The 15,668-nt window shown below is 37.1% G+C and carries 13 protein-coding genes and 1 other annotated feature; of the genes, 1 reads left to right on the top strand and 12 read right to left on the bottom strand.

What is annotated here, in order from left to right:
- Positions 1–7: 7 nt before the first annotated feature.
- The 6 genes from ACR65M_RS00460 to ACR65M_RS00485 all read right to left on the bottom strand — a co-directional run bounded on the left by ACR65M_RS00460 (position 8) and on the right by ACR65M_RS00485 (position 8,178).
- A complete protein-coding gene (locus tag ACR65M_RS00460; RefSeq protein ID WP_440272258.1) occupies positions 8–1,348 on the bottom strand; it encodes a G5 domain-containing protein in 1,341 nt (446 codons plus the stop codon).
- 263 nt (positions 1,349–1,611) lie between these two features.
- Positions 1,612–3,141: a PilX N-terminal domain-containing pilus assembly protein gene (locus ACR65M_RS00465; protein WP_440272259.1), complete on the bottom strand. Its 1,530-nt coding sequence runs from the start codon at positions 3,139–3,141 to the stop codon at positions 1,612–1,614.
- A gap of 10 nt (positions 3,142–3,151) precedes the next feature.
- On the bottom strand, positions 3,152–3,544 hold the full coding sequence (locus ACR65M_RS00470) for a prepilin-type N-terminal cleavage/methylation domain-containing protein (protein ID WP_341330727.1): 393 nt from the start codon (positions 3,542–3,544) through the stop codon (positions 3,152–3,154).
- Positions 3,545–3,557: 13 nt separating this feature from the next.
- Positions 3,558–3,983, bottom strand: coding sequence for a prepilin-type N-terminal cleavage/methylation domain-containing protein (locus tag ACR65M_RS00475; protein ID WP_440272260.1), 426 nt, complete (start codon positions 3,981–3,983; stop codon positions 3,558–3,560).
- Positions 3,984–4,151: 168 nt separating this feature from the next.
- Positions 4,152–5,456 (bottom strand): bifunctional folylpolyglutamate synthase/dihydrofolate synthase, encoded by a 1,305-nt coding sequence (locus tag ACR65M_RS00480; RefSeq protein ID WP_440272261.1) that lies wholly within the window; start codon positions 5,454–5,456, stop codon positions 4,152–4,154.
- Between the two features lie 79 nt (positions 5,457–5,535).
- A complete protein-coding gene (locus tag ACR65M_RS00485; RefSeq protein WP_440272262.1) occupies positions 5,536–8,178 on the bottom strand; it encodes a valine--tRNA ligase in 2,643 nt (880 codons plus the stop codon).
- A 168-nt stretch (positions 8,179–8,346) separates the two neighbouring features.
- Positions 8,347–8,573 (bottom strand) — a binding site (T-box leader).
- Positions 8,574–8,787: 214 nt separating this feature from the next.
- Here ACR65M_RS00485 and ACR65M_RS00490 point away from each other — a divergent pair.
- The gene (locus tag ACR65M_RS00490; RefSeq protein WP_121447694.1) at positions 8,788–8,982 is read left to right on the top strand and encodes a YszA family small membrane protein; all 195 of its coding nucleotides are present in this window, start codon (positions 8,788–8,790) and stop codon (positions 8,980–8,982) included.
- Between the two features lie 13 nt (positions 8,983–8,995).
- Here ACR65M_RS00490 and ysxE read toward each other — a convergent pair whose 3' ends face one another.
- The 6 genes from ysxE to hemC form a co-directional block, all read right to left on the bottom strand.
- Complete coding sequence (gene ysxE / locus ACR65M_RS00495; RefSeq protein WP_440272263.1) at positions 8,996–10,036, bottom strand: spore coat protein YsxE; 1,041 nt, start codon at positions 10,034–10,036, stop codon at positions 8,996–8,998.
- Positions 10,037–10,123: 87 nt separating this feature from the next.
- Positions 10,124–11,416, bottom strand: a complete 1,293-nt coding sequence (spoVID, locus tag ACR65M_RS00500) for a stage VI sporulation protein D (RefSeq protein ID WP_440272264.1) — start codon at positions 11,414–11,416, stop codon at positions 10,124–10,126.
- 141 nt (positions 11,417–11,557) lie between these two features.
- Positions 11,558–12,847, bottom strand: a complete 1,290-nt coding sequence (gene hemL / locus ACR65M_RS00505) for a glutamate-1-semialdehyde 2,1-aminomutase (RefSeq protein WP_440272265.1) — start codon at positions 12,845–12,847, stop codon at positions 11,558–11,560.
- 87 nt (positions 12,848–12,934) lie between these two features.
- Positions 12,935–13,921, bottom strand: coding sequence for a porphobilinogen synthase (gene hemB / locus ACR65M_RS00510; protein WP_440272266.1), 987 nt, complete (start codon positions 13,919–13,921; stop codon positions 12,935–12,937).
- Positions 13,922–14,725, bottom strand: a complete 804-nt coding sequence (locus ACR65M_RS00515; RefSeq protein ID WP_440272267.1) for a uroporphyrinogen-III synthase — start codon at positions 14,723–14,725, stop codon at positions 13,922–13,924.
- Positions 14,725–15,657 (bottom strand): hydroxymethylbilane synthase, encoded by a 933-nt coding sequence (gene hemC / locus ACR65M_RS00520; RefSeq protein WP_341330718.1) that lies wholly within the window; start codon positions 15,655–15,657, stop codon positions 14,725–14,727. The genes ACR65M_RS00515 and hemC overlap by 1 nt, the downstream gene beginning before the upstream one ends.
- Positions 15,658–15,668 lie beyond the last annotated feature (11 nt).

Here is a 15,668-nt window from a genome sequence, read left to right on the forward strand (position 1 = left end):
CCCCTTCCTAAGATTTTATTAAATGCATTGGGTCAGGATCTTCCCATAAATCTATATTTTCTTGTTCGTTCTCTTCCTTAGATTCATTTCCCGATTCTTTGTTATTTTTTTTTCCTTCTGTTCCATTATTATTGCCAGGAGTGGTTGATTCGAAATTAGCTTCATTGTCTTCAGGATCAGAATCATTTAAGTTTGGCGATCGTTCCGGTACGATAATACTATGGGCTTCAATCGTATGGATTGGTGGATAATAATCCTCAGCTATCTTCACCCTTTGATCTACTTGGCCACTCTCACTCATTATTCGATATACTTTTGCAACTTGACCAGGACTACCTTGTTGTTTGACAACCATTTTTCCCTTGGGAAGGGTACTATCATATTGCTTAATTATCTTTGGCTTAAAGTTTTCTTCATCCTCTATGGAGACTTTGATTGTTTGTGGAAGCTCCGCACCTACAAGTTGGACTTCTAACCTTTTGCCAGTTAATGAAAAGACTAGTTTATAATCGTAAGGATTTTCATTGTAGATAATTAAATCCTTTTTCTTGTTTTCAATTTTTGCCTCATATCCAAAATCAGCATAAGAAGGCAGCACATCACTAATATGTCGTTCAATGATTTCAAAATTAGACGGTAGTACAGTAGAATATATTCCTGTAGCGATTACACTTAATGCTTTGTCTGAATAGTGATTTGTTGTGCCACTTTCAGATAATAAGGTAAGTAGTGAAAATGGCTTATTTGCAGGTACATGTACAACTCCATATTCGTTAACCCATTTTTCTATTTCACTCTCATCGTCTATATTACTAACAACCGACTGTGATAGTACATTGGAATCATCTACAATAACAAATTGTACAAGGTTAATTTCTATTTCACCAGGAAGTAAATTTGAGGCTGGTGATAATATCCCAGATTTAAGTTCTTTAGATTCAAAATCCTCTATTTCCATCAAAGTTAATTCAGTAAGTACTGTTTCAAATTGATCATCCTTTAAATCTGTAAGAAGGGGGTTTTGGATGCCATTAGCTGCTGAATTAATACTCTCAAGAATATGAAAGCTATATACTTCACGTTTGCTCAATTTCATTTTTTCATCACCAGATACAACTGAAAGTTCACCTGTCCCATACCAGTTTTCAATCTCTGATAATAAAATGCCTTTTGCATCTTCCTTAGTTAAGCCCGAAACATCCACGGGTCCAATCATAGTCCTTTCCTTGAAGATTTCTTCGGCAAAGAATGCATGATACGTTCTTGCTCCAACAGTCGAAAAAAGTGATAGCAGTAAAACACAAATAATTAGCAGACTAAATATTTTAACTGAAACTATTTTTTGCAAAGTTGTCCCCCCCTTCAACTGCTTATAGCGGTAGCTTTTATTAGACGAAACTAAATTGTAACTTTAGTTCGTAGTGTCCCCAGATTCAAACGCATGTTTTTATAGTAAAAAATACCTATTCATTACCTATCATTTTATATGAAAATAGGAAAATACTAAAGAAGATTTAGACGATATTTGTAATAAATTCATACATTTTGTCATTTTTTCAAACTCGATTCTAAAGCATAAAAAAATAGGGCCGTTCGCCCCATTTACTATCGTTATTTTTCTCTAGTTGGTTCTAATGAGAGAATATCTTTTGATGATACGGCACCCGTTGCCCCACCAAAGATTGGGGGTAAATCATCATCAAGGGCATTATTATATGTTATTGATCCTCCCCCAGAAATGGTTAAGTTCTTAGAAATAATATTACCTACAATGGTGCCTCCACCTGATATATTTACATTTGAATTTGGTGCATAAAAAATTTGAGTTATAGCATTAGCTCCTCCACTAATGTCTATCTTTCCACCACCAGTAATAATATGACCTTGAAAACCCGATCCCCCAGTCAGAGAAATGTTTGCATTTCGTGCATATAACGAACCATATATTTTTTGACTTCCTGACATATCCAGGCTAAGGCCATTATAAAAAATATCAAGCATTTTAATTTGTTCTCTGATTAGCTCCGAACTTGTTGCTTCATTATTCTTTTTAATATTTTCAATCTCATCAGTGGCATTAATAACACTGCCTGCACCCATTGTTATATTGTTATTAACATAAAGGGTAAGTTTTCCTGTTCCAATGATATTTATTTTTCCGTTTGGAACATTTAAATGATTTAGTACGATGTTTCGATCAGCACTACCTATATCTATATTTAATGTATTATTCGAAGTAATATAAATCTCATCGAATTGCAAATCCTCTGTCATATATAATGTGTAATTGTTAGCTACCCAATCATTAATACGTAATGATCCGTTATAAATGACATCATGACTATTGTTATTGTTATAAATACTTTCGTTCTTTGGTATTGGATTGGTAGGAAATGCAGGAAACTGCGGTAAGTTAAATACTTTTATATACGGTAATTTAACTATTTCAAAGTCAACGGCCATATTTTGAGGTTTCTCAATAACATCATTTCCAGCACTGGGGCCTACATATACCGTACCTGAAATATCAGCACCACCGCTAAGTCTGACCGATTTAGGGGCAGATGAGTTTGTCCCTACATTACCAAAAATATCGGCCCCACCTGATAAATCAATAACTTCTTTAACAAAAACAGCTGTATCAGGGATTTCCACATTATTTTTAGCTACCCATTTGATGCGGATTTGTTTCTCCACCGTTCGTGACCGATTATCGATTGTTCCGATTGATGTGATTTTATAATCTTGATGACTTGAATTCTTATTTTGATTTCCAATCTTTTCGATCAAAATTTTTGCTTCTGGTTTATGTCCAAAAGCTTCTTCAAAATTTGTATAGGGTAGTTCATTGTTAATATCCGTGAACATACTATCAATTTTTGAGAAAAACGTAGTTTTATTTGTAGAGTCGTTATAAATATTTACTATGTTCTTATTCATTTTATCCAACGTATATGTTACGCCTGATTCAGCAATATAATAAGTAGATTGATAGGTTCTATCACTGGAGCTCATTTTCATATTATTCAATGTAAGTCCCATTAGAGCTAGGCCTAAAATAGTAACGACCGTTAAGATTAACAGCACCATAACTAAGGCAACGCCTTTTTCATTATTTAAGAATGAAGTCCGTTTTTTCAAAATATCACGCCTATTCTCGTATATAAATAGTGGTTTCTGGCAGGTTCCCAATTTTTAAACTAACTTTATTTTCATTCTTTGAAACAGAAAAACCATTTATTTTTGTCATGAACTCTTCATTGTTTTTCTTAATTGTCGTTCCTTCAAGTTTGTAAGTATCTGTATCATTAAGGGTTAACTGATTAGGGTTTTTCACCTCGACAGTTTTTGCTTTTCTAATTTCCTTTGTGATTATATTTGCCGCTAGTCTTTCTTGTGATTGTATTTGTACCTCATCTGATTGGGAATTCATTTGTTTTTGTCCAAATAAATGAACAGAACTAGCTAGGAGTAGAACGACTGAAAGAAGTGCAATGGCGGCCAAAAGTTCAATTAAGCTAACACCTCTTTCGGACTTTATCATTTATTAACACCCACTATTTTTTCCAAGATATAATCATCTCCATTTGGGATTCAAGCTCTTTTTTAGATGTATCTCTATAGACTTTTAGAACAACTTTTCCTAGGTCAGTTGAATGATCTTTGATCTGTACAAATACATACCGTCCTTCTTTAGAATTTCCATAACAATTCGTGCATGAAGGATCATTTCTGTATCCTTTATTTTGTAACTTATTTGATAGATCAGTTAATGAACGTGTAGTAGAATTTGTATTTAAATTTATGATTTCTTCCATCTCGGATTCTGCAAGATAAGTTGACTCTGTTATATTTTTTGATAGATGATTAGCCCTAGATGATTGTATGAACATTGGTGTGATTGAAACAATGATAATTGACAGAATGACGATGGAGGCGAGTATTTCAAGTAAGGTGATTCCATTTTGATTCTTTAACTTCAACCTCCATTCCCCCTTCATAAATAGTTCTTTAGCACCATTATATTGTTATTAAATAATATTGGAAAGAAAAAAACATAAAGTCGTGTCAGAATTTGTATTTTCATGTAAAAAAATAGACAAGAAAAATTCTTTTCTTATCTATTTCACTTCTATCTTGCCTCTATTCAGTTATTTTGATAATAAATATCCCCTAACCTCTGATATAAAATAAAGTGAACCAGTTATTACTAGGACTGAATTTTGTTCCGCTGTCACCTTGTCTAATTCCGATTTCACAGCTTCCATCCAGTTATCAATCGTTGCAATCGTTTCACCTTTAGAGGAATTTTCATATAGTTCCTTGGAGCTTGCTGCTCTTGGAAAGTCAAAGGTTGTAAATGTTAGGTTATGAGCGACTGCTTCTAGTTGGCCAATCATTGTATCAAGTTTTTTATCATGTAATGCGCTAAAAATAATGTGGATTTCCTTACCTTTTAAGTGAGCCTGGATTGTATCAACAAGGCTTTTAATTCCTTCTGGATTATGAGCTCCGTCTAGAATGACGAGAGGCTTTTTCGAAATTTCTTCAAAGCGACCGATCCATTTTGTTTTTTCCAATCCAGCTGCAAGCTCTTGATCTCCTATTTGTACAATCCCGCTATTTTTCAAAATATTTATCGTCATTACTGCAAGACTCGCGTTTCTTACCTGATGTGTACCCTTCATGGCAATGGTTAGATTATGAAATGTTTTTTGATGTGCTTTTAGAGTAAATGATTCTCCATTTTTGTGTTGGTGATCTGAAATAAAAAAATCCTGTCCCAACTGATAAATTGGGCTATTTGTTTCTTTTGCCTTGGCATTAATAACTTCAATAGCTTCCTGTTGTTCAACAGCTGACACGACCGGGACATTCTGCTTAATGATACCCGCTTTTTCTCCGGTAATTTTTTCAATGGTGTCCCCTAGTATGTTCATATGATCAAATCCAATGCTCGTAATTATGGATACAAGAGGAGTTATCACATTTGTAGAGTCTAACTTACCCCCTAATCCAACCTCCATTATCACAAAGTCGATATTGGGATTTTCCCCGAAATAATAGAGAGCCATTGCTGTGATTACTTCAAATTCAGTTGGACCCCCGAGTTCGGTTCCTTCTAGTTCATCTGCTAATGGTTTGATCACCTTTAAAAGGGTGACTATTTCGTCGTTTGATATAGGTTTTCCATTTACACTAATTCGTTCATTAAAGGTCTCAATATAGGGAGAAGTAAATGTTCCAACTCTGTATCCAGCTTCTTGTAACATATTGCGAATGTAGCTAACAGTTGAGCCTTTCCCATTTGTTCCTGCTACATGGATTGCTTTAATTTTTTTTTGCGGTTGACCGAGCCGTTCCATCATCCATTCCATTCGCGCAAGTCCTGGTTTCATACCAAGTCTTAATCTTCCATGAATCCAAGACAAAGCGTCTTCGTACGTATGTATCATATGGGTTCCTCCATATATAATCATTCAACTTAAAAAATGAAGGAAAGACGAATCTATAGTAGATCCGCCTCTCATTCCTTTAGCCTCTTAATTCTGAAATGCGTTCACGAACTGTTTCGCGTTTTTCAAGATAATCTTTTTCTTTTGCCTGTTCTTCTTCAATTACCTTTTGAGGTGCTTTCTTCACAAAACCTTCATTGCTAAGTTTCTTCTGAACGCGTTCAACTTCTTTATCTAGTTTATCTAGTTCTTTTTCTAAACGTTTAATTTCTTCATCAATGTTGATCAATCCTTCAAGTGGAAGGAATAATTCTGCTCCTGTTACTACTGAAGTCATAGCCTTTTCAGGAGAAGTAATTTCAGTTGCAAGTACAAGTTCACTAGGATTACAGAATCTTTCTAAATAAGAACGATTCTTCTCCAATTGTGAAAGAACGGCTTCATCTTTTGCTTTGATATGAAGCTTGATTTGTTTGCTCATTGGTGTATTTACTTCTGCCCTGATATTTCGAACAGAGCGAATAATATCGACTAATAGTCGCATTTCACCGGCTGCTTGATCATCAGATAATTCACGATTCACCTCTGGCCATTTTGCAACAGTAATGGATTCGCCATTATGTGGCAAGTTTTGCCATATTTCCTCGGTAATAAACGGCATGAATGGGTGTAGTAATCTCATCGTGTTGTCTAAGACATATGCAAGAATCGATCTGGTTGTTTTCTTTGCTTGCTCATCTTCACCGTATAAAGGAAGCTTCGCCATTTCTATATACCAATCACAGAATTCATCCCAAATGAAGTTATATAAAACTCGACCCACTTCACCGAATTCATATTTATCTGCAAGCTTTGTTACTGATTCAATTGTTTCATTTAGGCGAGTTAAAATCCATTTGTCTGCAACAGATTTTTCACCACTAAAGTCAATATCTTCGAACTTCATGTCACCCATATTCATTAATGCGAAACGTGACGCATTCCAGATCTTATTGGCAAAGTTCCAAGTTGCTTCAACTTTTTCCATACTAAAGCGTAAATCTTGACCAGGTGAACTTCCAGTAGATAAGAAGTAACGTAATGAATCGGCGCCATATTGGGCGATAACATCCATTGGGTCCACACCATTTCCGAGTGACTTACTCATTTTACGGCCTTCCGCATCACGTACCAGACCGTGAATCAGAACATCTTTAAATGGCCGTTTTCCTGTAAATTCTAGTCCTTGGAAAATCATTCTTGAAACCCAGAAGAAGATGATATCATAGCCAGTTACAAGAGCATCTGTAGGGTAATAGCGTTTAAAATCGGCTGCTTCCTTATCTGGCCAGCCCATTGTGGAGAATGGCCATAAGGCAGAACTGAACCAAGTATCTAAAACATCATTGTCCTGCTCCCAGTTTTCGATATCACTTGGTGGCTCATGGTCAACATAAACCTCACCTGTTTCTTTATGGTACCATGCTGGAATTCGATGCCCCCACCATAATTGTCGTGAAATACACCAGTCACGGATGTTTTCCATCCAGCGCAAGTATGTTTTTTCAAATCGTTCCGGAACAAAATTTACTTTCTCCTCTTGTGATTGAAGCTTAATTGCCTCATCTGCTAATGGTTGCATTTTTACAAACCATTGTGTGGATAGGTATGGCTCAACTACAGCACCGCTTCGCTCACTGTGACCTACTGAATGGAGATGCTCTTCAATATTAAATAGCACGCCTTCTTCTTGAAGATCTTTAACAATTTGTTTTCGGCATTCAAAGCGATCCATTCCTTGGTATTTACCAGCGTTTACATTCATGGTTCCATCTTCATTCATAACTAAAACACGCTCAAGATTGTGACGATTTCCTACTTCAAAGTCATTCGGGTCATGTGCCGGTGTAATCTTAACTGCACCTGATCCAAATTCCATATCAACATAATCATCTGCCACAATCGGAATTTCTCTACCAACGATTGGGAGAATAACCGTTTTACCGATTAAATGCTTGAAACGCTCATCTTCTGGATGAACAGCAATTGCTGTGTCACCTAGCATTGTTTCTGGTCGAGTCGTAGCAATCTCAATAGATCCGCTTCCATCTGCTAACGGATAACGCAGATGATAAAATGCACCCTGAACATCCTTATAAATTACTTCAATGTCAGATAGAGCTGTTTTTGTAGCTGGGTCCCAGTTGATGATATATTCACCGCGGTAAATTAGACCTTTTTTATATAAGGTAACGAATACTTCACGTACCGCCTTAGAAAGTCCTTCATCAAGAGTGAAACGTTCTCTGGAATAATCAAGTCCAAGACCTAGTTTAGACCATTGTTCACGAATATGGCTCGCATACTCTTCCTTCCACTTCCATGTCTCTTCTACAAACTTTTCTCGCCCTAGGTCATAGCGAGATTTTCCTTCTTCACGTAGCTTAGCCTCGACCTTTGCTTGGGTTGCAATACCAGCATGGTCCATTCCCGGTAACCATAACACATCATAGCCTTGCATTCTTTTAATACGAGTAAGTATATCCTGTAAGGTTGTATCCCACGCATGACCTAGATGTAACTTACCAGTTACGTTTGGTGGTGGAATGACAATCGTATAAGGTTTTTTCTCAGCATCATCTTTTGCTTCAAAAAATTTACCCTCTAACCAATATTGATAGCGCCCCGCTTCAATGGCTTGCGGATCATACTTAGTTGATAAAGTCTTTTCATTACCTTCCATTTGAGTTCCTCCTTAAACTAATAAACAAAATCAAATGCGCCTTGGCGTATTTGCCGTCCAGATTTTTTCGAGCTTGCTCGAAAAGTTTCTTTTGAAAATCTGTGACATCCGCCGGAGGCTTATTTTTCAGCTTCGGCTGAATAAATAAAAAAACTCCATTCATCCTAATAAAAGGACGAATGGAGTCTATTCGCGGTACCACCTTTTTTCATAGATAAAAAACGTATCTATGCTCTCAAAAAAAGATAACGGCTTTTCACCGGCTTTTACTACTTCATTTCATAAAAGCTACTTAAGGGTGACCTTCCATCGTTACGTTCCTAAGAAATCTCACAGCTAATGATTTCTCTCTCTGAAGGTGTTCACAATGTACTCTTCCCTGTCATCGTATGTACTCATTATGGGGATGTAAGTTAAGTTCTTTAAAGAATTTTACTACTTATTTTGTTGAATTTCAATAGGTATTGTCAATAAGGGTAGCCAAGTTTTTTATACTTTATTCTCTTTAAGTTAATTTGTTACAAAATTTTCAATCTGAATTGACAGGAACTTTTCTGCTTTTCCAAGCATAGTTTAGTTATAGGATTTCTTTGAAGGGAGAGATAAAGCATGAGAAGACGACGATTTAGAAAATACTCTTATCCTCATTGGCTACGACAATGTAGAGATGTTTGTCACCAATTTATCATCCCCATCACCATTGTTCAAGCGGTTCGAACTATATTTATACCCACCTCATTTGATGTGCTCTTTTTGGCCATATTAATTTTACTCGCAGTTGCATTTTACCTCGACATGATCTAAAAAATCCCATACTTTATTCCGTATGGGATTCTTCTTCCTCTTGTTCTTTTCTTTTTTGTTCAGCTTCCAACAGTTTCACTGAAACAAATTCAATATTTTTAGTCAACCAATAGGCTCGTTGTAAAACTTGGACATGTTCTAGCTCTGATTTCTTCCGTTTATTATCCATGTAATTTCGAAGACATTTATAGATTGGCTCAGGGAAAGTCAAATGGCTTAGAAAGAGATAGAACTCTTCTTCACGTAATGGAAAACGGCTTTGATAGGTTTCAAACCATTCAAGACAATCTGTACACAAAGTCGGATAAGTCTTTAATATTCGAAAATAGAGGCTTACTAAATCATTGGTAGGGCTGGCATACCCTGCCCTTTCAAAATTTGATAGATAGCCCCTTCCACTGTCATCATATAAAAAATGTGTATCTGAAAAATGATTAAGTGTTAATGCGGTACGGTATGCTTTTTCTCCTTTCATTAACTCATGCCATTTATCGAGTTGTGATCTTGCAAATGAGGCTGCTAGACTTACTTCATAAAAATACGTACAGAATTGAAGTTCAAATGGAGACATATACCATTTTTGTTCGGCACTTTCTACAAAACCTTCTAGTAATTGATTCCGCTCATCCCATTTCTTAACGATTGATTCATAATGCCTTGTAATCTCAGTTTCATCGTTCATTTGTATTTTTCTTGCAGTTGTTAAGTGAATTCTAGCAATTTCTTTAAAAAAGGAATGATAATGTTCTCCACGATGTTCGATGGTCGCAGTTTTTAACCAAGGCATTAGGTAGTGGAATTTATGGTTATGATAGACAAGGTATTTCCCCTCGATGGTTGAGTAAATGGGAACTGCCCTTGTATAGCCCTGTTGCAATAATTGTTGAAGGAAAGTAGGGAAGGAAGGATTTATTTTATTTGAAACAGATTTTAATGCAAAAATTCCTTTGTTTGTCACAACCTTGGTAACTTTACCGAGTTGTTCAAATGATAAGGGCTTTAGATTATATTTTTTTAAGATGGGCCCTAATTCTCTAGCATCGTTATTATCCATTGGGCCAATCACTCTCTTTCCTAACAGTTTTGGTAATTCGTTTCATAAAGAAAACAGGGTGAGGTTTTCCTCACCCTATCTATGTTTCTAACTATTTGCTTGAACAGGGATATATAAAAGCTGTCCTTCAGAGACGGAATCTGTGTTTAGTGAATTTACACGTACTAATTGTTGTACTGAGATATCATAACGCTCTGAAATCTTTTCTAACGTATCTCCGTGTTGAACGATACAAATTTTCATGGTTGTATGGTCATCTACTTCATCTCTACCAAAAATTTTAGTTAATAATAAATCATTTTCGCTACGTTTTGAAGGCTCATCAATCTTTTCTTCTCTTTGTTCTTTCACTGCATCTTTTTCCTGGACGGCAGTCGAGTTTTTCTTATTTGGATTATCAGACCCAAAGGATAATTGATTATCATGTCTTGCTTTCACTTCAATTGAAGGGGTTAACACTGCATGAACCTCTTCTTCTTCAATCGCTTCGACAACATCAACAACCTCTTCTTCCTCATGTACCTCGTGTTCTTGGTATGCCTCTTTTCTAGCCTCCACTTCAAATGGAACAAATAGATCAGTATCTTCTTCCTCATTCTGCTGTTCATTTACAGCAATAACCTCTGGTTGTTTCTCCACCTGAGCTTCTTCTCGAGCCTCTACCTGAACATCATCTTTAGCCTCTGACTTAATATCATCTTGAGCCTCTACCTGAACTTTTTCTTGTGCCTCTCTATGTAGCACCACTTCGTCTTTTTCTTGTAGCACTACCTCTACTTGCTCCTGTGTTTTTTCCTCTTCCACCTGTTCTGAAACCGCTTGAACTTCCACTTCGGTTTCTTCTTCAGGAGGAATGCTTCTTACAAGCTCCAGTTCCTCTTCTGCTTCTTGTTCTGCTACAACAGGAGCTTGCACCTCTTGTTTTATTGTCTCCTGCACAGCATCCTCCTTAGGCGCCTGAGTAACACCCTGGATACCGCTAATTGCTAAATCGGCAATAATTTGTAAACATCCACGCTTCGGAATTTCATAGTCAAACGTCTCAATTGAAACATATACATCATCGAGGCTTTGTACACGATCTTGTGGAATTGTAATATCGACTGGGAATCGATGGTTTAGTTCACTAACCCCATCTTCTCTTGTGATCACTTCATTCACAAGGCGAACCGACGTAAAATCGCGTTCCTCCTCCTCGGAATGGTTTTCATCTATACGATATTCACCTGTTAGTTGTAATGCACCGCGTATGGACACATATTGGTCATGCTCTTGAATCACAATATCTGGGTCAAGAGATATTGAGATGAGCTCTGAGACTTCCTGTCCCTTTTGAAACCAGACTGATTCCTCTACTGAAAATCGTAAGTTTTCAGACATAGCTACTCCTCCTTTCAGTCCTCTTCTATACAGATTTACTATGACATTACAATTTTTATGATAAATCATAAGCATTTATGATAATTTCCGTAAATAAAAAGACAGACTCAGTCGTTTACTGAGTCTGTCCTACTATTCTCGTTATCCTTTTAGTTTAGAAAATGCTTTTTCAGCTGCTTGAATTGTTTTTTCAATATCTTCATCAGTGTGTGCTGTTGATAAAAACAGTCCTTCAAATTGTGATGGTGGAAGGAATACTCCTTCATTTGCCATTTCACGATAATAGGATGCAAAGTACTCTAAGTTAGATGTTTTTGCAACTTCATAGTTTATCACTTTTTCATTGGTGAAGAAGAATCCAATCATTGAACCCGCACGATTGATGCAGTGTGGGATCTCGTATTTTTCAGCTGCTTGTGTAAGCCCTTCTTCTAGTCGATCAGCTTTCTTTTTAAATTCAGTATAGTCTTCTGGTTTCAGCTGTGATAAAGTCTCATAACCTGCAGCCATTGCTAATGGATTACCAGAAAGGGTTCCTGCTTGATAGATTGGTCCAGCTGGTGCAATATTCTCCATAATTTCTGCCCGGCCACCATATGCGCCTACAGGGAGTCCACCACCTATTACTTTACCAAGACATGTAAGGTCAGGAGTGACACCAAAATATCCTTGTGCACAATTATAGTCGACCCGGAATCCAGTCATTACCTCATCAAAAATGAGCAATGTTCCATTTTGTGTTGTAATCTCACGAAGTGCTTCAAGGAATCCTGGCTGTGGAGGAACAACCCCCATATTTCCTGCCACTGGCTCGACAATAACACCTGCTATGTCTTCTCCAAATTGTTCAAACGCGTATTTCACAGCCTCTAAATCATTATAAGGAACGGTAATCGTATTTTTTGCAATTCCTTCGGGTACTCCCGGGCTGTCCGGTAAACCGAGTGTAGCTACACCTGAACCAGCTTTAATCAATAAAGAATCGCCGTGTCCATGGTAACAACCTTCAAATTTTAAGATTTTACTGCGACCTGTATATCCTCTAGCTAATCGTAACGCACTCATCGTTGCCTCTGTACCGGAGTTAACCATCCGAACGATTTCAATTGATGGGACTCTTTCAATGATAAGCTTTGCAAGTTCGTTTTCTGCTAAAGTTGGGGCACCAAAGCTAGTTCCCATTTCGGTTGCTCTTTTAAGTGCTTCCACAACTTGATCATTCGCATGACCATGAATAAGAGGGCCCCATGATAAAACGTAATCTATGTATTCATTTCCATCGATATCATATATTTTAGAACCTTTCCCACGTTCCATGAAGATTGGATCCATAGCTACCGATTTAAAAGCACGAACTGGGCTGTTTACACCACCTGGCATGAGGTGTACTGCTTCTGCAAATGCCGCTTTTGACTTTTCATAACTTCTCATCTTCGTAACCCCTTTCTTTTTTGGGGGCCTGACCCCCGATGCGTTAATGCGTTAACACGGTGGGGGGCAGGCCCCTTAATAAGGCTATTATTTATCTTGTAACCAGCGAGCAACATCTTTTGAATGATACGTAATGATTAAATCTGCACCTGCACGTTTCATTCCTGTTAGCATTTCCATAACAATTTCTTTTTCATTTATCCATCCGTTTTGAGCAGCCGCTTTAATCATGGAGTATTCGCCACTCACATTATAAGCTACCACTGGTGCATTAAAATTATTTTTAACATCACGCACGATATCTAAGTAAGACAATGCTGGTTTTACAATTAAGAAATCAGCACCCTCTTCAATATCTGATTCAGCTTCTCTTAATGCCTCTAGACGATTCGCATAGTCCATTTGATACGTTTTACGATCACCGAAGGAAGGAGCACTCCCTGCAGCATCACGGAATGGACCATAGAATGCTGATGAATATTTAACCGCGTAAGACATAATTGGAACATTTTCAAATCCAGCTTCATCTAAGCCGTGTCTAATCGCTGTCACAAAGCCATCCATCATATTAGATGGGGCAATTATATCCGCACCAGCTTTTGCCTGGCTTACAGCCGTTTTTGCTAATAGTTCAAGGGAAGGATCATTTAAAACTTGTCCATTTTCTATTACACCACAATGCCCATGTGATGTATATTCACAAAGACATGTATCAGCGATTACCACCAAGTCTGGATGCTTTTCTTTTGTTAATTGAGTTGCCTTTTGGACAATTCCGTGGTCATGAAATGCACCAGTACCCGTTTCATCTTTTTCATTTTCATTTGGTACACCAAATAATATAACAGATCTAATTCCTAATTCTACGATTTCATCAAGCTCTTGCTCAAGTAAATCCAATGAAATATTATATACACCAGGCATAGAAGGAACTTCTACTTTCTTATTTTCGCCCTCAGCGATAAACAATGGGTAAATTAGGTCATCTGTATGAAGATGAGTTTCACGTACTAATGCTCGAATATTTGCCGTTTGACGTAGTCTTCTATGTCTTGCAAATTGTAATTTTTCCATTTATTTTTCTCCTTCTTGCGCTTTTAAATAATCGACAATTTCCGTTAATAAATGATCAATGGTGTAATTAGCTGGACATATGTGAATTGGTATATGTAATTGCTTTGCACACTTTTCTGTTTCCGGTCCAATACAAGCAAATATCACATTTTTTGTCCAAAGTTGCCACTCTAATTGTTCAACCATTTTATAAAATTGCTTCACAGTTGAAGGACTTGTAAAGGTTATAATATCAATTTGTTTGTCTTTTAAAAGCGTTACTAAGCGCTCTTTTTCACGAGAATCTCCAACCGTCTCATAGACAACTAAATCGGTAGCTTCTGCCCCATGCCTAATCAATTCATCAACTAAATAAGAACGTGCTAGATTTCCACGAGCAAGTAAAAAGCGAGCACCTTTTTTCACAAAAGGTGTTAAACTCTTAAACAAGCCTTCCGCGATAAACTCTTCCGGAACCAACTCCGGTTTATATCCCTTTGTTAATAGAGCCTTTTCTGTCTTTGTGCCAACTACAGCAATTTTGGGCAGTGGAAGGTTCATTCCCGCTTCTTCCACTACCTGATTATAAAAATCGAAAAAGGAATCTACACCATTCTTACTCGTAAAAATCAACCAATCATATGACTTTAAATTGCTTATTGTATTCTTAATAATCGTTGTATTTTTCGGTTTTTCAAATGTTAATAACGGAATTTCAATTGGCGTTCCGCCAGCCGCTGTAATTTTCATTGAAAATTCAGCAGCTTGCTTTTTACCTCTCGTATTTAAGATTCTTTTCCCTAAAAGAGGTTGTTCGCCTTCCATTACTGATTTAGCTCCTCTTTCACTTTGTCGATGAGTTCTTTTGCACCCAGATTTGTCAATTTATTTGCTGCTTCATGACCAACCTCGATTGGATTATGACCGTAGACCTGTTCCTTGTAAATCGTATTTCCATCAGGAGAGCCCACTAAAGCTGTCAAAGCAATCTCATTATCATCGGACATAGTTGCATATGCTGCGATTGGAATTTGACAGCCGCCTTCCATTTTATCAAGGAATGCACGTTCAGCTGCAACCGTTTTTTCCGTATATTCATCATTAAATTTTGACAATGCTACTAAAAGTTCTGCATCATCTTCACGACATTCTATTGCTAACGCACCTTGACCTACTGCTGGCAAGCAAACCTCAGGGTCTACGAATTCGGATACTACATCGTCAGACCACCCCATACGCTTTAAGCCGGCTGCTGCTAATACGATTGCATCGTAATCTTCGTTCTCAAGCTTTGCAAGTCTCGTATCAATATTTCCACGAATCCATTTAATTTCGATATCGTTTCTTTTTGCTAGAAGCTGTGCACTTCTTCTTAAGCTACTTGTACCCACGATAGCCCCACTTTGAAGCTTTTCAAAGGAAACATTCCCCTTGGAAATGATTACATCACGATGATCTTCACGTTTTGGCACACAACCAATAATTAGGCCTTCAGGTAGCACTGCGGGCATATCTTTCATACTATGAACCGCCATGTCAATTTCCTTATCGAATAAAGCTTGTTCAATTTCCTTAACAAAAAGGCCTTTACCTCCGACCTTAGATAAAGTTACATCAAGGATTTTATCCCCTTTAGTGACGATTTCCTTTACCTCGAACTCATATGGAACACCAAGATCCTTAAGCTGTTGAATAACCCAGTTTGTTTGTGTAATAGCTAATTTACTTCTTCTAGACCCAACAATTATTTTTCTCATGAATGTACCTC

This window comes from Ferdinandcohnia sp. SAFN-114 (assembly GCF_059415045.1).

Bases quoted from the DNA above. Each gene is read 5' to 3' on its own strand.
- ACR65M_RS00470 (WP_341330727.1), bottom strand. From the start codon at position 3,544: ATGATAAAGTCCGAAAGAGGTGTTAGCTTAATTGAACTTTTGGCCGCC.
- ACR65M_RS00480 (WP_440272261.1), bottom strand. From the start codon at position 5,456: ATGATACATACGTACGAAGACGCTTTGTCTTGGATTCATGGAAGATTA.
- ACR65M_RS00485 (WP_440272262.1), bottom strand. From the start codon at position 8,178: ATGGAAGGTAATGAAAAGACTTTATCAACTAAGTATGATCCGCAAGCC.
- ACR65M_RS00490 (WP_121447694.1), top strand. From the start codon at position 8,788: ATGAGAAGACGACGATTTAGAAAATACTCTTATCCTCATTGGCTACGA.
- ysxE (WP_440272263.1), bottom strand. From the start codon at position 10,036: ATGGATAATAACGATGCTAGAGAATTAGGGCCCATCTTAAAAAAATAT.
- spoVID (WP_440272264.1), bottom strand. From the start codon at position 11,416: ATGTCTGAAAACTTACGATTTTCAGTAGAGGAATCAGTCTGGTTTCAA.
- hemL (WP_440272265.1), bottom strand. From the start codon at position 12,847: ATGAGAAGTTATGAAAAGTCAAAAGCGGCATTTGCAGAAGCAGTACAC.
- hemB (WP_440272266.1), bottom strand. From the start codon at position 13,921: ATGGAAAAATTACAATTTGCAAGACATAGAAGACTACGTCAAACGGCA.
- ACR65M_RS00515 (WP_440272267.1), bottom strand. From the start codon at position 14,725: ATGGAAGGCGAACAACCTCTTTTAGGGAAAAGAATCTTAAATACGAGA.
- hemC (WP_341330718.1), bottom strand. From the start codon at position 15,657: ATGAGAAAAATAATTGTTGGGTCTAGAAGAAGTAAATTAGCTATTACA.